This is a genomic window from Flavobacterium nitrogenifigens, from assembly GCF_003254565.1.
In the GTDB taxonomy this organism is placed as follows: domain Bacteria; phylum Bacteroidota; class Bacteroidia; order Flavobacteriales; family Flavobacteriaceae; genus Flavobacterium; species Flavobacterium nitrogenifigens.
In genome coordinates, this window is sequence record NZ_QJRI01000182.1 from 325,696 (window position 1) to 346,832 (window position 21,137).

The window sequence follows — 21,137 nt, forward strand, 5'->3', positions numbered from 1 at the left end:
TTTCTAAGATGCTAAGATTTTAGCTCAGAACCTTAGAATCTAAGAACCTTAGAACCTTAACAAAAATCTATGGGAATTTTTAAAATCGAAGGAGGAACTCCTTTAAAAGGAGAAATCACTCCGCAAGGAGCAAAGAATGAGGCATTACAAATTTTATGTGCCGTGCTTCTAACAGGAGAGAAAGTAAAAATTAATAACATTCCTGATATTATAGACATCAATAAATTAATCACTTTGTTGGGGAATTTAGGGGTGAAAATTCAACGTAACGAACCAGGTTCGATTACTTTTCAAGCTGACGAAGTTAATGTTGGATATTTAGAAACTGAAGCTTTCAAAAAAGAAGGTGGAGCGCTTCGTGGTTCTATTATGATTGTTGGTCCGCTTTTGGCTCGTTTCGGAAAAGGATATATTCCAAAACCAGGAGGAGATAAAATCGGTCGTCGTAGATTAGATACACACTTTGAAGGTTTTATTAACCTTGGAGCAAAATTTAGATATAATAGAGAAGATCATTTTTATGGAGTAGAAACTCCTGAAGAAGGTCTTAAAGGAACAGATATGCTTCTAGATGAAGCTTCTGTAACTGGAACTGCAAACATTGTAATGGCAGCGGTTTTAGCAAAAGGAACAACTACAGTTTACAACGCTGCTTGTGAGCCTTACTTACAGCAATTGTGTAAAATGCTTAACTCTATGGGAGCTAAAATCACAGGAGTTGGTTCTAACTTATTGACTATTGAAGGTGTTGAAAGCCTTGGAGGTTGCGAGCACAGAATTCTTCCTGATATGATCGAAATCGGTTCTTGGATTGGTCTTGCGGCTATGACAAAAAGCGAAATCACTATCAAAAATGTAAGCTGGGAAAACTTAGGTTTGATTCCGAATACTTTTAGAAAACTTGGAATTACAGTTGAAAAACGTAATGATGATATTTATATTCCAGCTCACAAAGATGGATATGAAGTAAAAACAGATATTGACGGTTCTATCTTAACTATTGCCGATGCACCATGGCCAGGATTTACACCTGACTTATTAAGTATCGTTTTGGTTGTAGCAACCCAAGCTAAAGGAGATGTTTTAATTCACCAAAAAATGTTCGAAAGCCGTTTGTTCTTCGTGGACAAATTAATCGATATGGGAGCAAAAATTATGTTATGTGATCCGCACAGAGCTGTGGTTATGGGGCATAATTTCGAATCTCAATTGAAAGCAACTACAATGTCTTCTCCTGATATTCGTGCGGGAATTTCATTATTGATTGCTGCTCTTTCTGCAAAAGGAACAAGCACAATCCAAAATATCGAGCAAATCGATCGTGGATATGAACGTATCGATGAGCGTTTGAGAGCAATCGGCGCAAAAATCGTGAGAGCTTAAAAAAATATTTGCCACGAATTCACGAATTAAACTAATTCAAAATTTTTAAAGTCAAATTAAACGAATTTCATTTTAAAAATTAGAGAAATAAGATAAATTCTAAATTTTGTTTAATTCGTGAATTCGTGGCGAAAAAAAATAGTCTAAATGACAAACGAACAAAAAGCTGTAAAAGCTACTATTTTTAGTATAATAGGAAACACCTGCTTGGCCCTGATAAAAGGTCTTGCAGGTTTTTTTGGCAATTCTTATGCCTTAATTGCAGACGCAATTGAATCAACGACAGATATATTTTCATCATTTTTAGTTCTGTTTGGAATCAAATATTCAAATAAACCAGCAGACGAAAACCACCCGTATGGCCATGGCCGTGCAGAACCATTAATTACGTTTTTGGTTGTAGGTTTTTTGATTACTTCGGCAACTATTATTGGTTACGAAAGTATCGCTAATATTGGCACTTCGCACGATTTGCCTAAATCTTGGACTTTGTATGTTTTAGGTGCCATTATTATTTGGAAGGAATACTCTTTTCGTTTGGTGATGAAGAGAAGCAAACAAACCAATAGTACTTCTTTAGCAGCCGATGCTTGGCATCATAGAAGCGATGCAATAACTTCTGTAGCAGCTTTTATCGGAATTTCAATTGCCTTAATTATGGGTAAAGGCTATGAATCTGCGGATGATTGGGCAGCACTTTTTGCGGCTTTTTTTATCCTTTATAATAGCTACAAAATATTTAGGCCTGCGCTAGGTGAAATCATGGACGAAAACCTTCATGAAGATTTAGTTGAAGAAATTCGTGTAAAATCTTTATTGGTTCCAGGAATTCTTGGAACAGAAAAATGTTTTATCCGTAAAGCAGGAATGAAATATCATGTTGATCTGCATGCTATTGTTTCTGCAAAGATTTCTGTTAAAGAAGGTCATGATTTGGCACACTTGTTAAAAGATACTTTAAGAAAAGAAATTCCAGAACTTGGGCATGTTTTAATACATGTTGAACCAGATGATTATTCTTAAGGTGCAAAGGTTCTGAGGTGCTAAGATTCTAAGTTTTTTATTTCAAGAAGATTAAAAAAAATAAAAATTGTTTAAAGGTTTTAATTTAATCTTTGTCAAAGTTTTAAACTTTGACAAAGAAAAAAACTTAGCATCTTAGAACCTTAGCGTCTTAGCATCTTTAATCCAACGCATTTAAGATTTTCAATCCAAAAACAACTCCGTTTTGCTGAATGCCGCCTTGATAAGAATGCGCATAATCTATTCGGAATAGTTTGAATTTTCCGAAACCTAAATTATCTAACCCAACCGTAAATTCAGAATATGGCTTTCTGTCTGGAATTGCTAAAGCGTGAAAACCAACATTCATAGTGGATTTCAAAAGATTCAACAACGGAATTTTATTCATGATAAAACCAGTGTCATTATATTCAGTATGCATTTCAAAATAACTATCGTTTGTGCTGTTAGAATAATAAGGCATCATGTTAAAAACATTCAAATAGCGTTCACTTGTTCCAACATGAGTTTGATTTCCATTAAAATGTCTATAATCGATAAACGAAATGTTCTCAGCATTAAAGAATTTTCCTCCTCTAAAATTGGTTCCTAAAAGACCTTTATTTCCAAGTGATAAATCGTATTGGACGGAAGCGCCAATTCTTTCGTATTCATATTTTTTTTCGCTTGCCGCGAAAGCTTTTTCAAATGCTAGATAAACTGTGGGATATTTGTCGTTTTTAATATTGAATCTTCCGTCTGGCCTTGAGATGTATTTACTGCCGAAATTGATTCTAGTTGTCACGAGAGCTTTAAACAAATGATGCTGATCAAATGCTGGAGTTGTAAAATCGTTTGGCGCTAAAGGATTATTAGACGAATAAATATCATCTTTTTTAAAGAAAGAATAATCGGTTGTGTTGAAAAGCGGTTTACGCTGTTCGTAACCAACTTTTCCGGTAAGATTTATTCCATTTGCAATATCTTGTCCGTAATTGATTTCAGCAAATTCTAAGTTATAAAGCTTCATGTAATTATCTTTAAAAAATAAAGAACTTATAGAATTTATAAACTTACTAATTGGTTCAGCGCTATTAAATTGAGCTGTTTTTACTCCGCCAGAACCCCAAATTGAGGCATAATTTATTGTATTGAAACGATGGCTAAATTCACCAATTGCACGAAAACGTTCATCAGAAAAGCCATAATTAAAAGTAGTGCTTATAGAAGTGTTCGTTCCTTTTTCTTCATCCCATTTTCTAAAAGAAAAGCCTGAATCTAGATTAAAACCCTGTACGGTATTAAAGCTTAGAGAAGTAATATTTAATAGACCTTTATAATCAAAAGAATATTTCTTAAAAGTGTTTTTGTAATCATAGCCCATTAAAATATCCCAAACCTTAAACTTATTGTTTTTGGCGTCAATAGAATCGGTGTATTTTTTTGATTTTCTAATGATTTGCAAGCTATCTTTTTTTGCATAATCACTGCTTTCTTCAATGGTTAAAGGAATTGGACGAATTTCATTCCAGAAAGCATCATCTTTTTTGTTGGCATTAAGTTCAAAAGCAACAATTTCATTTCCGAAAGTTTTCTTGTCAAAAGAATCAGGAAATTCATAATTGGAATATACATAATTGAAATTGCCAGAAAACTTTATTCCAAAAATACCTGCATTAAAAGAAAGTGTTTGTGCATTCTTAGACCAGATTTTATTTTTGCTATTATAGCTAAAACTTTGTTTTAGAGTCATCACTTCTGTAAACTCATTTTTCATTCGATACCCTTTGATGTCGAGATCAATGGCGTAAATCGCAAAACTGTCATCTACAATATAAATGTAACCTTCAAAAACTGGTTCTTTATCACGTTTTGGGATAACTTTGATTTTATTAATCTGCTGGTTATTGTCGTCATAAAATGTGCTTTCCAGCTTGTATTTGTAATAATTGAAAGCATTATCGGCTATAGGAGAGATGAGTTTTACATCAAAATCTAAAGTATTGTCATAAAAATCATAAGTCGATAAAGCAGCTGTGTTATAGCTATAACCGCGATTGTTTCCTGAAATTTTAGAAGCAATGATTTTCTCTTTTAGTTTATCAGGTTTTTCAAAAGTGACTTTCGAAATAGTTTCAGATAAATACAAAATTCCTGTTCCTGTTGAATCCAAATTTGAACCCATATCATCGCCTAAATCTACTTTTTTGCCCAAGATCTTTTTAGGGAGATCTTTGACTTTAAACATTCCTTTAGAATAAAAATCGGCTGTGTAACGTCTAGTTTTATCTGAGTTTTCTTTTTTATGAGCTATCGCACTTTTTATGATAGCATTAGCAGGATTGTTTTTAGGATCAATGATAACTTCATTTAATGCAAAACTTTCTTCCTGAAGGCTAACATCCATATTGACGATTCTTGTTGCGGCAAGAACCGTTATTTTTTTAGTTTTATAACCTAAATATTGAAAAGTGATGACGTTTCCTCCAATTTCTTTTACATTAAGCTGATATTTTCCCTGTTCGTTTGTAGTGGTTCCCGAATAAGTGTTTTCTTCAAAAACGGATACAAAAGGCAACGGATTTCCTTTGTCATCTGTTACAGTTCCTCTGATTTGAGCAAAATTGGAAAGCGAAAAAAATAAAAAGGCAAGTAAAGTATAGTTTCTCATACAGGTTTTGGTTGTCTTACAAAAATATAATAAGTTAAATCTGAGCTTATTAATAATTTGTTAAATTGAATGAGAGAGGTTGTCATCCTAAGTGAAGTTGAAGTCTTTGCTCAGGATAACACTATACTATAAAAAAGATTGGATTGCCAATTCGTAACTTTTTAACCCAAAACCTAAAATAACGCCTTTTGCATTTCCGGATAAATACGATTGATGTCTAAAGCTCTCACGAGCGTAAGTATTTGAAATGTGAACCTCAATTACTGGTGTAGTAACCGCTTTCATGGCGTCACCCAAACCTATAGAAGTGTGCGTATAAGCTCCAGCATTCAGAATAATTCCATCAAATGAAAAACCAACTTCCTGAATTTTACCTATCAGTTCTCCTTCAATATTACTTTGATAATAAGAAAGTTCAATATTTGGGAATTTTTGTTTCAACGTTTCAAAATAATCTTCAAAAGTCTGGCTTCCGTAAACTTCTGGTTCGCGTTTTCCTAAAAGGTTTAAATTGGGTCCGTTGATAATGCAGATTTTCATATGTATTTTTTGTTTTGAGATATTGACATTGCTATTAATTTTTGCAATTGTCATTGAACTTTGTAAAAATAAAAAAAACCGCACTAATAAATAGAGCGGTTTTTATAAAAGTATGTGATATATTTTTAGAACATGAATCCAGCTGAAATCTGGAATACTGAGTTTTTAATATCTGCATTTTTAGATGCTTCAGTTAAACCTAAGCCATAACGACCTTGTAAAAAGATACTTTCAGTAAGTTTAACTCCTAGTCCTGCATTAAGACCAAATTCAAAAGTTTCACCATTCTTAACATCAAAATCATTTCTTTCACTAACTAAGAAAGAAGCCTGTGGACCAACTTCTAAGCTAAAAGTATTGTTTAAATAGAATTTAGCCATTACTGGTATAGAAATATATCCTAGTTCGTTTTTTACATCTTCACTTACTTCACTAAATTTATAAGATGCACCAACAGTAGAGTATAAAAGCTCTGGTTGAATAGAGAATTTGTCTAATAATTTTACTTCAGCCACCAAACCAGCATGGTAACTAGTAATTCCATCTTTATTAATTTGGTCTGGAAAGTCTCCAGTTTGGCTAGCAAAGTTAACCCCTGCTTTTACCCCGATTTTTAGTAATTGTGCTTGTACTGCAGCTGATGTTGCAATGAACATAAAAGCTGCTAAAAGTATTTTCTTCATAAAAAGGTTTTTAAAAATTGGTATTTTAAAATGTTATTTAAAGTTCAAAACTACATATTTAGCATTTTATTGCATTATAATTTGGATTAAATAATTACTAAAATTCCCACTCAAAATGATTTTTAGCGTCTGAAAAATGCCTTTTGTTCTTTCAATGCTTTGATTTTCAATTGGTCTATATCGATTTCATTTTTACCCTATTTTAATACTTTTTAAACTTATTGCGGACTACATTTTGTAAGTCTAATCTTAGTTTTGTTGAATATTAATCAAATAATATTTTAAAAATTATGAAAAAAATTGTTTTGGCTGCTATTGCAGTAATGGGATTTGGTTTTGCAAATGCGCAAGAACAAACAGCAAAAGGAAAATGGTTAATTGAGGCTAATACTGGCTTTGGTGCCGTTAATGTTGGTAATACCAGTTTTCAATTGTCATCAGAAGATGGGGAAACAACTTGGGGGATTGGTGCTGAAGCTGGTTACTTTGTAATGGATAATTTGGCTGTTAAGGCAGGATTGGGATATAACGATCTTGGTCATAGCCAAAATTCTTTTGCTTACAAAGTAGGTGCAAAATATTATTTACTTGATAAATTTCCTTTAGAAGCTTCTTATACAGGAGCAAGTACAAAAAATGCAGATGAGAATCCTTCATACGTAGGTTTACAAGGAGGTTACGCTTGGTTTGTTGGGAAAAATGTTTCAGTTGAACCAGGAATTCGTTATAATATATCTTTAAATGATGATTATTATAAGAGTGTTTTCCAATTCAACATTGGTTTCGCATTACACTTCTAAATATTTAGTTAATAGTGTTCTTTGATAGCCTTTCCAGAAATGGAAAGGCTTTTGTTTTTTACTTAATCTTAAATTTCTAGCCAATTCATGTTGTCTTGACAATTGGTTAGTTACCATTTAATTTGTTAAATTCCTAATATACATTTATGAAGAATATTTTTATATTTGACTCATTAATTTAACCCAAAACAAATTAGAATGAAAAAAATTATTTTATCTGCCATTGCAATTATGGCTTTTGCATTCACAAATGCTCAGGAAACAAGATTTGGAATAAAAGGAGGCCTTAATATAACAAGTTTTGCTGGTGGTAACTATTATGATGCGAACTCTTTAGTTGGTTTTCAAGTAGGAGGTTTTGCTGAAATTAAAGTTATCGAGAGATTGTCTATTCAGCCAGAGCTTTTGTTTTCTACTCAAGGTGCTAAACTTGAATTTGGTAATAGAGATTTTGATACTAAATTAAACTATATTAATGTTCCTGTTTTAGCTAAATTTTACGTTACTAAACAATTTACCGTTGAAGCTGGACCACAATTAGGGTTTTTAGTTTCTGCGAAAACCGAAGGAGAAGATGTTAAAGACGGTTTTAAATCTGTTGATACTGGATTTAATTTTGGCGTTGGATACAACTTTACAGATAATTTTTCAGTTGGAGCTCGTTATACTGTAGGTTTATCTAATATTGCAGATAATGATGCAGATACTTGGGACGAGTATTACGATAGCCCAAAAAACAGTGTTTTTGCTATAACAGCAGCATATAAATTTAATTAAGAAATTAAAATATTTAAAGAACCTTCCGGATAACGGAAGGTTTTTTTGTTTAGATGTTTATAGTGTTAAAATTTTAGTTAGTTTTTCATAAGTAAATTTTTATATTTGGCTCAATTAATTTTAACCAAAAACAAAGAATGAAAAACGTTATTTTATCTGCGATTGCAGTTATGGCATTTGGATTTGCAAATGCACAAGAAGTTAAGTATGGAGTTAAAGGTGGTTTGAATTTGTCAAATTTGTCGGGTGATACAGACGGAATGGATTTGAAATCAAAATTTGGATTTCATGCAGGTGGTTTCGTTGAAATAAAATTTTCTGAGAAATTTGCATTGCAACCTGAGCTTTTGTACTCTACACAAGGTACCAGATTTGATGATCTTGAAGTAAATGGATACGAAGCAAAAACATGTTTTAACTTAGATTATATCAATGTGCCCGTTATGTTTAAATACTTTGCAACAGAACAGTTTTTTATTGAAGCTGGTCCGCAAATTGGGTTTCTGACTTCAGCAAAAGCGAGAGTAAAGATAGATGAGCTTAATATTGATAATAAAGAAGATATTAAAGATAATTTTGAATCAATTGATTTTGGATTGAATTTTGGAGCGGGATATGAGTTTACCGAAAATATATTTGCTAGTGCGAGATATAATTTAGGTTTAGCAAATATAGCTAAAACGGAAGCTGGTGATGATTCAAAAATTCATAATGGTGTATTTTCACTATCGGTAGGATACAAGTTTTAATTTATAAATGGAATAAAAAAAACAAACCTTCCTTATCATTGGGAAGGTTTTTTTATACCAAAAAATTACTTACTTTGTAAATATGAATTGGAGCAGATATATAAAAGATTATCAGTCATACTTGAGGATTGAGAGAGGTTTGTCTAAAAATACAATAGAAAACTACGGCTTTGATATTGAACGTTTATGTCTTTTTTTAGAAACTAATAAAATTGATGTTTCGCCAATAAAAATTTCCGATGAAACTTTACAGCAGTTTATTTATTCAGTGGCTAAGGAGGTAAACCCAAGGTCGCAGGCTAGGATTATCTCGGGACTAAAAAGTTTCTTTAATTATCTGGTTTTTGAAGATTATAGAAATGACAATCCTTTAGAATTGATAGAAGCACCCAAAACGGGTCGCAAATTGCCTGATACTTTATCGCTTCAAGAAATAGATGCTTTGATTGAAACAATCGATTTAAGTACTAACGAAGGGGAGAGAAACAGGGCAATGTTAGAAACTTTATACGGTTGCGGTTTGCGTGTTTCTGAATTGATTTCGCTTAAAATTTCAGATCTTTTTTTTGATGAAGGCTTTATTAAAATTACAGGTAAAGGAAATAAGGAAAGATTTGTTCCGATAGGATCATTAACACAAAAATATATTGAAATTTACAAAAATGCTGTTCGCTCAAACCTCATTATAAAGAAAGGAGCCGAAGATACTTTGTTCTTAAATAGACGAGGAAATCAGTTGACTCGCGCAATGGTGTTTACCATCATCAAAGATCTTGCTCAGAAAATGGGGCTTAAAAAAAGTATTAGTCCGCATACTTTGAGGCATTCTTTTGCGACTCATTTGCTTGAAAATGGTGCAGACTTAAGATCGATTCAATTAATGTTGGGCCACGAATCAATCACAACAACAGAAATCTATGTGCATTTGGATCGCAGTTTTTTAAAAGAAGTAATGCATAGTTTTCATCCTAGGAGGTAATTATTTTTATAATTGCCTATGTTTTTGTTGTGAAAATTTATATATTGTGTTAAAATTTTGTTTTAATTAAAGCGAAAAGCAAAAAGCAAAGTTGAGTTTAGTTTTTTTGCTTTACTGAATAAGTTCCAATATCTTATTTACATAAAGAGTAGCATATGGTTTTTGATTTGTATGGAAATGAAGATTGCTTAGAGGTAAATAATTTTTACAAAAAATTGTTGGCCGAAATGCCCGACTTGCTTTTTCAGTTTGTTATTGATGCTGATAATAATTATACGTTTCCTCTTGTAAGCAAATCGGCAGATGAAATATTTGAACTTTCTTCAAAGGATTTTAATAATGATATTAAGGTTATAGTTTACGATCGAATTTTACCGCAGGATCGCGAACTTTTTTTTCAGTCTTTAGTTAAAGCTAGAAAAGAAATAAAACCTTGGAAAATTGAATTTAGAGCTGCTCTTCCTGAAAAAGGAATTCGCTGGTTTAAAATTGCCGCAAAAACAGAATCTTCAACAAATGGAAACGTGGTTTTTTATGGTCATGTTTCGGATATTACCGAATTAAAAGATAAGGAAGAAAAACTTAGGATTTCTGAAGAGCGTTTTCAATTTGCTCTCGATGCTTCGACTGCTGGGATTTGGGATTGGGATATGGTTACGAATAGGGTTTTTTATTCTTCCCTGTCTCTTAAAATTTTAGAATTAGAATCGACTGATATTTTTGATGACCCAGAACGTTGGGATAAAATTGTGCACCCTGATGATCTTCCAAAATATTATTCAGATATTCATGAGCACTTTGATAATAAGATTCCGTTTTACGAAAATTACCATCGCGTAATGACTTCTAGCGGTAATTACAAATGGATTTTGGATCGAGGGAAAGTAATTAAACGTGATGAAAACGGAAAGCCTTTGCGTGTAATTGGGACGCATACAGATGTTTCGGCTCAGAAAGAAAAAGAACTTGAGCTTATGAAAACCATGAAGCTATATAGCGATCAAAATAGCCGTTTATTAAACTTTTCGCATATTGTTTCTCATAATTTAAATACACAAGCCGGAAATATAAAATCAATTTTAGATCTTATTGATGCCGATGTTAGTAAGCAGACTGTAGCTGAAATGCTGGAATACTTGCGAGCCGTTTCTAACGATCTGAATGAAACTATTTCAAATCTTACTCAAATTGTAAAAACGCAGAGTAATATCAATATTGCGGTAGTGCCGTTAAAACTTTGCGAGTATATTGAGAAAACTATTTCGACAATCAAAGGGTATCATCAACAGCGAAAGGTTACTATTATAAATAATGTTCCGAAGTATTTGACGATTAATTTTAATCCTGCTTATATGGAAAGTGTTTTGTTGAATTTTACAACAAACGCGATTAAATATGCACATCCAGATCGAGATCCAGTCGTTACTTTTGATTTTGCAATCGAACCCGAAGGATTTAAATCGCTTACGATTACAGATAATGGTCTCGGAATCGATTTGAAGGTCTACGGTGATTTGCTATTCGGAATGTATAAAACCTTTCATAAACATGAAGAAGCTCGCGGAATTGGTTTGTACATTACAAGAAATCAAATTGAAGCAATGAAAGGAACGGTTGCAGTAGAAAGTGAAGTTGGGGTAGGAACAAGTTTTAAAATTATTTTTAATGATATGTAAAACGTAAAAAGATTATAAAAATAAAGGCTGTCAATTGACAGCCTTTATTTTTATTAATGTTCCTAAGATTATTTAGCAATGTTTACAGCTCTAGTTTCTCTAATAACTGTAACTTTTACTTGTCCAGGATAAGTCATTTCTGTTTGAATTTTTTGTGAAATTTCGAAAGATAAGTTTGCAGCATTATCATCAGAAACTTTTTCGCTTTCTACAATTACACGAAGTTCTCTACCAGCTTGAATTGCGTAAGCATTTTTAACTCCGCTGAATCCGTAAGCAACATCTTCAAGGTCTTTCAAACGTTGGATGTAAGAATCAAGAACCTGACGTCTAGCGCCTGGTCTAGCTCCAGAAATAGCATCACAAACCTGAATAATTGGAGACAGTAAAGACTTCATTTCAATCTCATCGTGGTGCGCTCCAATCGCGTTGCATACTTCTTCTTTCTCGCCGTATTTCTCAGCCCATTGCATACCTAAAAGCGCGTGTGGCAAATCACTTTCTGTATCCGGCACTTTTCCGATATCGTGTAATAAACCAGCTCTTTTTGCCAATTTCACGTTCAATCCTAATTCTGCAGCCATAATACCGCAAAGTTTAGAAACTTCTCTTGAGTGCTGTAATAAGTTTTGTCCGTAAGAAGAACGGTATTTCATTCTACCTACAACTTTAATTAATTCTGGGTGTAAACCGTGAATTCCTAAGTCGATAACGGTACGTTTTCCAACCTCAATAATTTCGTCATCGATTTGTTTTGCAGTTTTGGCAACAACTTCTTCAATACGCGCTGGGTGAATACGTCCATCAGTTACTAATTTGTGTAAAGACAAACGAGCAATTTCTCTACGAACAGGATCGAAACAAGAAAGGATAATAGCTTCTGGCGTATCGTCAACAATGATTTCAACTCCAGTTGCAGCTTCAAGAGCTCTAATATTACGTCCTTCACGTCCAATAATTCTACCTTTTACATCGTCAGATTCGATATTGAAAACAGAAACACAGTTTTCAACTGCTTCTTCAGTTCCAACTCTTTGAATCGTATTGATAATGATTTTTTTAGCTTCCTGCTGTGCGGTAAGTTTTGCCTCTTCAATTGTTTCTTGAATATGAGACATTGCTTTTGTTTTAGCTTCAGCTTTTAAACCTTCTACCAATTGTTCTTTGGCTTCTTCAGCAGAAAGTCCAGAGATAACCTCTAATTGCTGTAATTGGCTTTTGTGAAGTTTGTCAACTTCAGCTTGTTTTTTGTCTAAAACCTCGATTTTGTTGTTGTATTCAGCTGTTTTAGCTTCAAAGTCTTCGTTTACTTTTTTAGCTTTAGAAAGTTCGTTAGAAACTTGAGATTCTTTATCGCGAACGCGTTTTTCTACTTCAGCAACTTTTTTATCGCGTGCTAAAATAACTTGTTCGTGTTCTGATTTAAGTTCGATAAAACGCTCTTTTGCTTGAAGAATTTTATCTTTTTTGATATTTTCTGCTTCTAAATTTGCGTCTTTTAAGATAGAAGCCGCTTCTTTTTTAGCGTTTTTAATTAGGTTTGAAATATTACTTTTCTCGATAATTTTAGCTATTGCAAATCCTGCCGCAATACCTACAATACCAATAATGATCGTTATGATGTCCATGTTTGTTAGGGTTTATATATAAAAAAAGCCTACATTAATTGCTTGTATAAACTCGTAAAGACAAGTTTTGAGCTAACTCACTGTTCAAGTTTCCCAGCCAAATGGAGGGCATACTATAGTAGCGACGATTTGCTCATTCTAAATTGTTAGTGTTGAGTTTACCAAATGTGAACTAATGTAGGCAGTATCTTAGTTTCTGTAAAGAACGTTTAATTTTCGAGATATTGATCTAAAAGCGTATTTAATCTTTTAATTCTTTCGATAGTTTCTTCTCCATCGATTGCATTATCAATCTGTTTTTGTTCTACCTGCGATGCAAATTGTAATGCACACATTGCTAGAACATCTTGTTTGTCACGAACCGCGTAATTTTCTTCGAATTGCTTGATCATAGCATCAATTTTTTTAGAAGCACTTCTAAGTCCTTCTTCTTGAGCCGGTTCAACCGTAAGTGGGTAAACGCGATCGGCAATTGATATTTTAATTCTAAGCTTTCCGTCCATATTATTAATCTGATAATTGCGCTATGCAGTAATCAATTTCGCGAATTAATGAATTTATTTTAAGCTTTGTCTCTCTCTTGTTGTTGTCGCTGCCAAGCAACGAATTGGCTATCTTAAGTGTTTCATTTTGCTTCTTCAAAGCTTCTATTTCCTCAGATTGTTTCTGGATAATTTGCGCAGCTTTGGCTAGTTCTAATCGTAATACTTGATTGTTTTGTTCAAAGGCTTTCGATTTCTCAAAAAGCTTTTCAACTTTATATTCAAGAGTATCAATTATTTCTGCAATTACACTCATTATACATCCTATTCATTACTTAATCCTACAAAGTTAATATTCCTTTTTATTAATGCAATTTTTTATCGATTTTTTTGCATTAATTTAGATAAATATATTGTAATTCAATTAATTGTGATTTTGAAGCCTTTTTCTTGCTTTTATTGGCTTGTTTTTGCTTATCTTAGCAAAAATGTTGTTTATGAGATTATATGTACTTGCCCTTTTAATTTGTAATTCTGTGTTTGCTCAAACACAATATCCTAAAGATTATTTCCGTCCTCCATTAGATATTCCAATGCAACTTTCTGGTAATTTTGGAGAGTTAAGACCTAATCACTTTCATGCGGGGTTTGATTTAAAGACCAATCAAAGAGAAGGTTTGACTGTACATGCAATTGCGGATGGATATGTTTCGCGAATTAAAATTTCGACTTTTGGAAACGGAAAATGTATTTATATCACACATCCAAACGGGTATACTTCTGTTTATGGGCATTTGCAAACACCAACTGGGGCAATTTTAGATTATGTAAAAAAAACGCATTACAAAGAAAAGGCATACGAAATTGAAATGTTTCCAAAACCAGACGAACTTCCCGTGAAAAAAGGTGATATAATCGGACTTTCAGGAAACACAGGTTCGTCAGAAGGACCGCATCTTCATTTTGAAATTCGAGATACTAAAACAGAATTTGTTATCAACCCAATTTTCTTTGGCTTTGACCAAAATTTAAAAGATACCAAAAAGCCAACTTTATCTAGTTTATACGTTTATCCGTTGGATAATGCTACGGTAAACCAGTCTAAGCAACCTTTGTTGGTAAACATGGCGCTTCAAAAAGATGGAACTTATCTAGCTTCAAAAGTTAAGGCAAACGGAAAAATTGGTTTTGGAATTAATGCTATTGATACGGATGATGTTTCACATAATAGAAATGGGGTTTTTAACGTTTCAACTTTTTTAAACGGAAATCAGAATTATAATTATCAATTTAATACTTATTCTTTTGATGAAATGCGTTACGTCAACGCTTTGATTGATTATTCTAGATATAAAAAATCTGGACAGCGTGTGCAGAAACTTTTTATGAAAACGCCTTTCGCTTTAAGTATTATTAAAACCGATTCACTTCGCGGTATTGTTAAAGCAGAATCTAATTTAACTTCAAATTATAAAATTGAGGTTTCTGATTATTTTGGGAATATGAATTCTATTACGGTTCCAATTGAATATGATACTGCAGCACCTCTTGTAGAGTCAGAGTCGGTTAATGGGAAGTATTTTATAAAATATAATAGAGATGCCAATTTTGAGAAAGATAACATGTCAGTTTTCTTTCCAGCTGGAACTTTCTACGATGATTTTAATATGAATTTTGATGTAAGAAATAACAAAATTTATATTCACGATGATACAGTTCCTGCACATTCTAATTTTACAATCACTATAAAAGACAGCACTTATCCAGAAGATTTGCGTGATAAACTTTATATTGGTAAAGGAACAAGTTTTAACGGAACTATTAGAAAAGGTGATGTTTTTACTGCGAAAGCAAAAATATTAGGTACATACGGCTTAGTTCTCGATACAATTCCGCCAGTTATTAAAATTGCAAAACCAATTGAAGGAAAATGGATTAGCGATCAAAAGAAAATTGATTTAACGATAAGCGATTCTCTGTCTGGCATAAAATCATATAATGGTTATTTAAACGGAAGCTGGGTTTTATTTGAATACGAAAATAAAGCGAGAAGAATCACTCATACTTTTGATGATCAATATTTGGCAGAAGGTGAAAACGTATTAAAAGTTGAAGTTGTTGATAATGTAGGAAATACTACTATCTTTGAAACTCGTTTTTTTAGAAGTCAACAAAAATAAAACCCAAAATCTTTGAGTTACAACAGGTTTACATTCGTTTTTCTTTTTTTATTTTTCAGCTGTATTGCTTTAGCTCAAAATGCCCGTGTAAAAGGGTTAATCTTAGATGTCGAAAAACATCCTGTTGCGAGCGTAAATATTTCATCTCAAGGAACTGCTGTGCAATCTGATGCAAATGGATTTTATGAAATTGAAATTCCATCAAATAAAAAGGTTTCGCTGATTTTTACTCACGTTTCTTTAAAAATGATGAGTTTGACCGTCAGTTTAAAGACAAATGAAGTTTTTGTTTTTAATCCGATTATGAGTAATTCAGAAGAGCAAATGGGAGAAGTTTTTGTTTCTTCTGGAAATAGAAAAAGAGTTCAGGGAATTACTTCGGTTGATACTGAAACCATAAAAAAGATTCCAGGCGCCAACGCAGGAATCGAAAATATTCTGAAAACACTTCCTGGTGTTAATTCAAATAACGAATTGAGCACTCAATATATGGTTCGTGGCGGAAATTATGACGAAAATCTGGTTTATGTAAATGAAGTAGAAGTATATCGTCCGTTTTTAATTCGCTCGGGACAGCAGGAAGGACTTAGTTTTACCAATACAGATTTAGTGCAGAATGTTGAATTTTCTGCTGGTGGATTTCAGGCGAAGTTCGGAGATAAACTATCTTCTGTTTTAGATATTACGTATCGCAAGCCAACTCAGTTTGGTGCAGCTTTTGAAGCCAGTTTTTTAGGCGGAAGCGCTGCAGTCGATTTAGTTTCAAAAAATAAAAAATGGTCTGCCGTAACAGGAGTTCGTTATAGAAATAATAGTCTTTTGGTAAATAGCCAAGATACAGATACTAATTATAAGCCAACTTTTGCCGATATTCAAACCAATGTGAATTATGATATTTCTGAAAAATGGCAAATGAGCTTTTTAGGAAATATTTCTCAAAACAAATATTCGTATGAGCCTTTAGTTCGTCAGACTAATTTTGGTACTTTAGATCAGCCAATGGCACTTGCAGTTTATTACGACGGACAGGAAAAAGATCAATATAACACTTATTTTGGAGCTTTAAAAACTACTTATAAAGCATCGCCAACGCTTACGCTAAAATTAATTGGATCTTTGTTTCATACCACAGAACAAGAGCATTTTGATATTTTGGCACAATATCGTTTAGGGAATGTAAATGCTGAAGATCCAGAAAATGCATCTGCAATTGATTTTACTCGCGGAATTGGTTCTCAGTTAAACCATGCCCGAAATGATTTGGATGCCTTAATTGCAAATATCGAATTAAAAGGAATTAAAGACTGGAAAGAAAGCCAATTGGAATTTGGTTTAAAATATACTAGAGAATCTATTCGAGATCGAGTAGTGGAGTGGGAAGTTATTGATTCGGCTGGATTTTCCATAAACCCGCCTTTGGTAATTCTTCCAAAAAATAATCAGCCATATACGCCTTATACTGGGCCGCTTTTGCCCTATCAAAATATCCGAGCGACAAATTTTAATACTATAAATAGATTTTCTGGATATGCACAATGGAATAAGCAATCGGAAATCGGTTCAAGTCAGATTTGGTATCATTTAGGAGCGCGTTTTCAAGGTTGGAATGTTGCGGGAGCTTTAGAAGAAGGAAAAACACAGTTTGTGGTAAGTCCGCGTGCGCAATTTGCGATAAAACCAGACTGGGATGGAGATATGGTTTTCAGGATTTCGGGCGGATTATATCATCAACCTCCGTTTTATAGAGAATTACGAGATTTGGAAGGAGTTGTGAATCCGAATGTGAAAGCTCAGGAATCTGTGCATATTGTTTTGGGTAACGATTATAATTTTAAAATGTGGAATCGTCCTTTTAAATGGGCGACAGAGCTGTATTATAAATCACTTTCTGATGTAAATGTATATTCGATTGATAATGTTCGAATTCGCTACGTTGCCAATAACAATGCAAAAGCCTATGCGCAAGGTCTTGATTTTAGATTAAATGGAGAGTTTGTGCCAGGAACTGAATCTTGGATAAGTTTTGGATATTTGAAAACCGAAGAAAATTACGAAAATAGAGGTTATATTGCTCGTCCGACAGATCAGCGATTAAAATTTGCAATGCTTTTTCAAGACTACATGCCAAATATTCCAAGTGTAAAAGTGTATTTGAATTTGGTTTACAATACAGGTTTGCCTGGAGGTGCGCCAGCATATTCAGATCCGTATTTATATCAAAATAGATTGAATGATTATAGAAGAGCTGATATTGGTTTTGCAAAAGTTTTTGTAGACGCTAGTACGCAAAACACAAAAAAAGGCTGGTTGAAAAACTTTAAAGAATTAGCTGTTGGATTAGAAATTTTCAATCTTTTCAATAATCAAAATGCCATTACAAATACTTGGGTTCGTGATGTATATTCAAAAAATCAATATGCGATTCCAAATTATATGACTTCGAGGGTTTTTAACGTTAAGATAAATGCGAGGCTGTAATCTGCTTCGTAATTGTTCAGTAAAATTCAATAAAAACAAAAAATACAATCAAAAATAGTATATTTGATAATCGTATATAATCATTGTAGATGAAAAAGTATTTTAAATATATCGCCCTTATACTTATTGGTACAGTAATAAGCTGTAGAGAAGAAGTTCAAAAACCGAAAGTAAGTTATGGCGCTTCAAATAAAGTAAGTGTTACTAAAGCCGATACAACTCAAATTGAAATCGCAGATTTGCCAATTCAAATGGAAGGAACCAATTATTTAATTCATCCAGTTGGAGATTTAAGGGTTTTCGAAAGAGGATCTAAAGCGCGTTATGGTTCGTCGAGCGTAAATGATGTGAGTTTTACAATTTCTAATTTAGGCGAATATGAAATTACAGGATATCTTCAGAATTTAAAATTCCAAAAAGTAGATTCAGATTCTATCCGACCATTATCTGATAAACCAGTTTTGATTTTAACAGCAACGTATTTAAAAACGGTTGCAGATAGAACGCATAATAATGTGATGGTGTACACGCTGACAGATTCAGATACCAATAAAGATGGTAAAATTGATACCAGTGATATCAAAACTTTGTATTTGAGTGATATAAGCGGAGAAAATTTTACAAAAGTTTCAGCAGACCTACAAGAATTGGTAGACTGGAGTTTAATTGAATCTAAAAACCGTTTGTATTTTAGAACTATTGAAGACACTAACCAAAATGGTCAATTTGATAAAAATGATGTTCTTCATTACAATTATATAGATTTGGCTTCTAAGAAGTGGGAAGTGAAGAGTTATAAACCGATTTAAGAAAAAATATTACTATTAAAAAAGCAGAGTTTGTGAAAGCAAACTCTGCTTTTTTTTTTGTAAAGAGGAAAAATCTAATTTGTTAAATATAAGAAATATATGAATATTTAATTTATTAAATATAAGAAAAAGACTATATTTGATTTTCTATATTTTATCAAAATGATTAGGTTTAAAAAGTACAAAGTACAGCGAGGAGACACAATTGAAAAAATAGCTAGTAAGATTGGAATTCCTGTAAAGGATGTAAGAACGTTTCATAATCAGCATTGTGAAATATCCGATTTGATAGAATTTGGTTTGCCTATACGATTTGTTGAATATATTTTGCTTCCTGATTTGAAGTCATATGTAGATTCGAAACTTTCTGAGCAAAAAGCACTTAAAAAAGTGTTTTCTAATTCTGAAAATATTCTGCGATTGACGTGGATTAAGAATGTTAAACATGAGTATGGAACTATTATTCAATATCGAGAGAATAATAGGTTAAAAAACAAAGTTCATTTTACTTCAGAAGTTGAGTTTTTAAGAGAGCAGGATAATCATTTTATCGTAAAACTTCAAATCAATCAAGTATATGTAAATGACAAAGCACCTAATTTGGTCATTGAGGAATTTGCAAGTGAAATTTCTAAAGTACTATATCCTTTAGTATTATGTCTAACAGATAAAGGAGAAATATCAGAAATACTTAATGTAGAAGATATTCAAAGAAGATGGAAAGATCTCAAACCTTCTATAGTTAAATACTACAAAGGAGGAAACGTAATACAGCGATTAATATCTTCTTTCGAAAAGAATATCGGCTCAGAATCTTTATTAAGGCGAAGCTTTGAAGAGCATCCTTTCTTTCAAATCTATTTTGCACCGATATATCAAAATCACTCTTCAGATTTATCATTTACCAGCTATGGTTTTCAAACCCAAACACTGCAAAGTGTTGATGAGTTTGAAACCGATACATCTAAAATTTGTGTGAGACGTAAAGAGATTGTCTCGAGAACAAATTTTAATAAAGACTTAGAATTACTTGATGAATACGGTAAAAGAGTGGAGGATCGCCAAGATAATGATTTGAGAAAGAAAGAATTTGAAATGGGAAAATTGGAAGATGGAATTGATAAGAACTTGGATTTTCAATACAAATTGAATCATGATAACAAGACTATATTTTCTGTTACTGGTTTTGTAAACTCAAGATTAAATAATAAAACAATATCTACCGTTGAGTTCGAAACTTATGCAATAAACTACAAAGAGAAAAAAGAAGAAATTTTAAATCCAATATCAGGACAAATAGATTGGAACTCGGAAGTTATTAATGAAAAAGAAATTAAAGAACCCGGATTTTGGGAGGGATTTTGGGGAAGATGATTTATCAGGAATAAAAGATTTGGTCACGAATTTTAAAAAAAAATAAAATATGAATGGTTTTATAGTAGTAGACAGCGCTCGAATAAAATGTGAATATGGCAGCATTGAATCGACATTTTTAAAAGCAGAGTATAACGGATTTATAATTGAAGACAAGAATCCTATACTGGAAAGTAACGTAGATATTTCTAGTTTTCTTTTTTGCACCCTGCATCAAAGAGCTTGTACCTTTAAAGCCCTTGATGGAAGATGGAGAGACCCAGCATATTTAAGAACTGATGAAGAAAGCTATATTACATCAGAATCGACATTGTATTGTAAAGACGGCGGATGTTTATCTATAGTAGATGCTGGACAAAAGGGTGTTGCTGAGAGAGACGGTATGCTGATAATGATTGAATGAACTAAATTTTAAAGGTAGAAATAGTATTGACCACTTAAAAACTTTATACCATGAGCAAAATACATTTAGTATGCCAAGGAGCAACTTGTAAATGCCAGTTTGGAACTACAACCGATATTTTAAAAGTGAAAACACAAAGCAAGCGTTTTATAAATGATCATGAAGGTGAATCAAAATTGACTGCAACTCATAAAGATTTGGGACAGACTTTTGAAAAAAACACATTTGGAAGTTGTGCAAAAATGAATAATAATGCCTGTAAGCCTGCTATTATAAAATGGGAGGGTTACTATGATAAAATTACATTAAAGGACAACGGCGGTAAACCTTTATTAGAAAATAGTAAAGCAACCTGCGCAGTTGCAGGAAGTGCTTGTGTTGAGATTATTAATCATGGACAGATTACAGAAGTTAGCAAACAGAATATTCAGAATTGTGATGAAGAGGTCATCAAGGTAATCAATCCAGCATTGAGCTTGAATATTGACGAAATAGGATTATTACAAATACCTAATATTTAAAT

At 32.7% G+C, this 21,137-nt stretch carries 19 protein-coding genes; 13 read left to right on the plus strand and 6 right to left on the minus strand.

Annotated features, from left to right (window positions below):
* Positions 1-69 precede the first annotated feature (69 nt).
* The gene (murA, locus tag DM397_RS23165; RefSeq protein ID WP_026727609.1) at positions 70-1,383 is read left to right on the plus strand and encodes a UDP-N-acetylglucosamine 1-carboxyvinyltransferase; all 1,314 of its coding nucleotides are present in this window, start codon (positions 70-72) and stop codon (positions 1,381-1,383) included.
* A gap of 147 nt (positions 1,384-1,530) precedes the next feature.
* The gene (locus tag DM397_RS23170) at positions 1,531-2,406 is read left to right on the plus strand and encodes a cation diffusion facilitator family transporter (protein WP_111380117.1); all 876 of its coding nucleotides are present in this window, start codon (positions 1,531-1,533) and stop codon (positions 2,404-2,406) included.
* A 160-nt stretch (positions 2,407-2,566) separates the two neighbouring features.
* On the opposite strand, the gene DM397_RS23175 is transcribed toward DM397_RS23170, so the two are convergent.
* From DM397_RS23175 to DM397_RS23185, 3 genes are all read right to left on the minus strand, one after another.
* Positions 2,567-5,056 (minus strand): DUF5686 and carboxypeptidase regulatory-like domain-containing protein, encoded by a 2,490-nt coding sequence (locus DM397_RS23175; protein WP_111380119.1) that lies wholly within the window; start codon positions 5,054-5,056, stop codon positions 2,567-2,569.
* A 126-nt stretch (positions 5,057-5,182) separates the two neighbouring features.
* Positions 5,183-5,596 carry a type II 3-dehydroquinate dehydratase gene (gene aroQ, locus DM397_RS23180; RefSeq protein ID WP_066035150.1) on the minus strand — a complete coding sequence of 138 codons (414 nt, stop codon included), beginning with the start codon at positions 5,594-5,596 and terminating at the stop codon, positions 5,183-5,185.
* Positions 5,597-5,721: 125 nt separating this feature from the next.
* A complete protein-coding gene (locus DM397_RS23185) occupies positions 5,722-6,279 on the minus strand; it encodes a porin family protein (protein ID WP_111380120.1) in 558 nt (185 codons plus the stop codon).
* A 290-nt stretch (positions 6,280-6,569) separates the two neighbouring features.
* Between DM397_RS23185 and DM397_RS23190 the strand changes: the two genes are divergently transcribed.
* From DM397_RS23190 to DM397_RS23210, 5 genes are all read left to right on the plus strand, one after another.
* A complete protein-coding gene (locus DM397_RS23190) occupies positions 6,570-7,079 on the plus strand; it encodes a porin family protein (protein WP_111380122.1) in 510 nt (169 codons plus the stop codon).
* A gap of 198 nt (positions 7,080-7,277) precedes the next feature.
* Positions 7,278-7,856: a porin family protein gene (locus tag DM397_RS23195; RefSeq protein ID WP_111380124.1), complete on the plus strand. Its 579-nt coding sequence runs from the start codon at positions 7,278-7,280 to the stop codon at positions 7,854-7,856.
* A gap of 137 nt (positions 7,857-7,993) precedes the next feature.
* Positions 7,994-8,605, plus strand: a complete 612-nt coding sequence (locus tag DM397_RS23200; RefSeq protein ID WP_111380126.1) for a porin family protein — start codon at positions 7,994-7,996, stop codon at positions 8,603-8,605.
* Positions 8,606-8,687: 82 nt separating this feature from the next.
* The gene (xerD, locus tag DM397_RS23205) at positions 8,688-9,584 is read left to right on the plus strand and encodes a site-specific tyrosine recombinase XerD (protein ID WP_111380127.1); all 897 of its coding nucleotides are present in this window, start codon (positions 8,688-8,690) and stop codon (positions 9,582-9,584) included.
* 155 nt (positions 9,585-9,739) lie between these two features.
* Positions 9,740-11,260, plus strand: a complete 1,521-nt coding sequence (locus DM397_RS23210; RefSeq protein WP_111380129.1) for a sensor histidine kinase — start codon at positions 9,740-9,742, stop codon at positions 11,258-11,260.
* Between the two features lie 68 nt (positions 11,261-11,328).
* On the opposite strand, the gene rny is transcribed toward DM397_RS23210, so the two are convergent.
* The 3 genes from rny to DM397_RS23225 all read right to left on the minus strand — a co-directional run bounded on the left by rny (position 11,329) and on the right by DM397_RS23225 (position 13,686).
* Entirely contained in the window at positions 11,329-12,888 is a 1,560-nt protein-coding gene (rny, locus tag DM397_RS23215; RefSeq protein ID WP_111380131.1) for a ribonuclease Y, read from the minus strand.
* Positions 12,889-13,097: 209 nt separating this feature from the next.
* Positions 13,098-13,391, minus strand: a complete 294-nt coding sequence (locus DM397_RS23220; protein ID WP_008464801.1) for a cell division protein ZapA — start codon at positions 13,389-13,391, stop codon at positions 13,098-13,100.
* Between the two features lie 4 nt (positions 13,392-13,395).
* Positions 13,396-13,686, minus strand: a complete 291-nt coding sequence (locus DM397_RS23225) for a hypothetical protein (RefSeq protein ID WP_111380132.1) — start codon at positions 13,684-13,686, stop codon at positions 13,396-13,398.
* Positions 13,687-13,867: 181 nt separating this feature from the next.
* Here DM397_RS23225 and DM397_RS23230 point away from each other — a divergent pair, with 181 nt between their 5' ends.
* The 6 genes from DM397_RS23230 (at position 13,868) to DM397_RS23255 (ending at position 21,135) form a co-directional block, all read left to right on the plus strand.
* Positions 13,868-15,550: a M23 family metallopeptidase gene (locus DM397_RS23230; RefSeq protein ID WP_111380134.1), complete on the plus strand. Its 1,683-nt coding sequence runs from the start codon at positions 13,868-13,870 to the stop codon at positions 15,548-15,550.
* A 12-nt stretch (positions 15,551-15,562) separates the two neighbouring features.
* Entirely contained in the window at positions 15,563-18,028 is a 2,466-nt protein-coding gene (locus DM397_RS23235; RefSeq protein WP_111380136.1) for a TonB-dependent receptor, read from the plus strand.
* Between the two features lie 89 nt (positions 18,029-18,117).
* Positions 18,118-18,837, plus strand: a complete 720-nt coding sequence (locus DM397_RS23240) for a CREC-EF hand family protein (RefSeq protein ID WP_111380138.1) — start codon at positions 18,118-18,120, stop codon at positions 18,835-18,837.
* Between the two features lie 162 nt (positions 18,838-18,999).
* Positions 19,000-20,211, plus strand: coding sequence for a LysM peptidoglycan-binding domain-containing protein (locus DM397_RS23245; RefSeq protein WP_111380140.1), 1,212 nt, complete (start codon positions 19,000-19,002; stop codon positions 20,209-20,211).
* Positions 20,212-20,260: 49 nt separating this feature from the next.
* Positions 20,261-20,614, plus strand: a complete 354-nt coding sequence (locus DM397_RS23250; protein ID WP_111380141.1) for a PAAR-like protein — start codon at positions 20,261-20,263, stop codon at positions 20,612-20,614.
* 50 nt (positions 20,615-20,664) lie between these two features.
* Positions 20,665-21,135: a DUF4280 domain-containing protein gene (locus DM397_RS23255; protein ID WP_111380143.1), complete on the plus strand. Its 471-nt coding sequence runs from the start codon at positions 20,665-20,667 to the stop codon at positions 21,133-21,135.
* Positions 21,136-21,137: the final 2 nt, after the last annotated feature.

Excerpts from the sequence above, each read along its gene's own strand:
- murA (WP_026727609.1), top strand. The coding sequence starts at position 70 with ATGGGAATTTTTAAAATCGAAGGAGGAACTCCTTTAAAAGGAGAAATC.
- DM397_RS23170 (WP_111380117.1), top strand. The coding sequence starts at position 1,531 with ATGACAAACGAACAAAAAGCTGTAAAAGCTACTATTTTTAGTATAATA.
- DM397_RS23175 (WP_111380119.1), bottom strand. The coding sequence starts at position 5,056 with ATGAGAAACTATACTTTACTTGCCTTTTTATTTTTTTCGCTTTCCAAT.
- aroQ (WP_066035150.1), bottom strand. The coding sequence starts at position 5,596 with ATGAAAATCTGCATTATCAACGGACCCAATTTAAACCTTTTAGGAAAA.
- DM397_RS23185 (WP_111380120.1), bottom strand. The coding sequence starts at position 6,279 with ATGAAGAAAATACTTTTAGCAGCTTTTATGTTCATTGCAACATCAGCT.
- DM397_RS23190 (WP_111380122.1), top strand. The coding sequence starts at position 6,570 with ATGAAAAAAATTGTTTTGGCTGCTATTGCAGTAATGGGATTTGGTTTT.
- DM397_RS23195 (WP_111380124.1), top strand. The coding sequence starts at position 7,278 with ATGAAAAAAATTATTTTATCTGCCATTGCAATTATGGCTTTTGCATTC.
- DM397_RS23200 (WP_111380126.1), top strand. The coding sequence starts at position 7,994 with ATGAAAAACGTTATTTTATCTGCGATTGCAGTTATGGCATTTGGATTT.
- xerD (WP_111380127.1), top strand. The coding sequence starts at position 8,688 with ATGAATTGGAGCAGATATATAAAAGATTATCAGTCATACTTGAGGATT.
- DM397_RS23210 (WP_111380129.1), top strand. The coding sequence starts at position 9,740 with ATGGTTTTTGATTTGTATGGAAATGAAGATTGCTTAGAGGTAAATAAT.
- rny (WP_111380131.1), bottom strand. The coding sequence starts at position 12,888 with ATGGACATCATAACGATCATTATTGGTATTGTAGGTATTGCGGCAGGA.
- DM397_RS23220 (WP_008464801.1), bottom strand. The coding sequence starts at position 13,391 with ATGGACGGAAAGCTTAGAATTAAAATATCAATTGCCGATCGCGTTTAC.
- DM397_RS23225 (WP_111380132.1), bottom strand. The coding sequence starts at position 13,686 with ATGAGTGTAATTGCAGAAATAATTGATACTCTTGAATATAAAGTTGAA.
- DM397_RS23230 (WP_111380134.1), top strand. The coding sequence starts at position 13,868 with ATGAGATTATATGTACTTGCCCTTTTAATTTGTAATTCTGTGTTTGCT.
- DM397_RS23240 (WP_111380138.1), top strand. The coding sequence starts at position 18,118 with ATGAAAAAGTATTTTAAATATATCGCCCTTATACTTATTGGTACAGTA.
- DM397_RS23245 (WP_111380140.1), top strand. The coding sequence starts at position 19,000 with ATGATTAGGTTTAAAAAGTACAAAGTACAGCGAGGAGACACAATTGAA.
- DM397_RS23250 (WP_111380141.1), top strand. The coding sequence starts at position 20,261 with ATGAATGGTTTTATAGTAGTAGACAGCGCTCGAATAAAATGTGAATAT.
- DM397_RS23255 (WP_111380143.1), top strand. The coding sequence starts at position 20,665 with ATGAGCAAAATACATTTAGTATGCCAAGGAGCAACTTGTAAATGCCAG.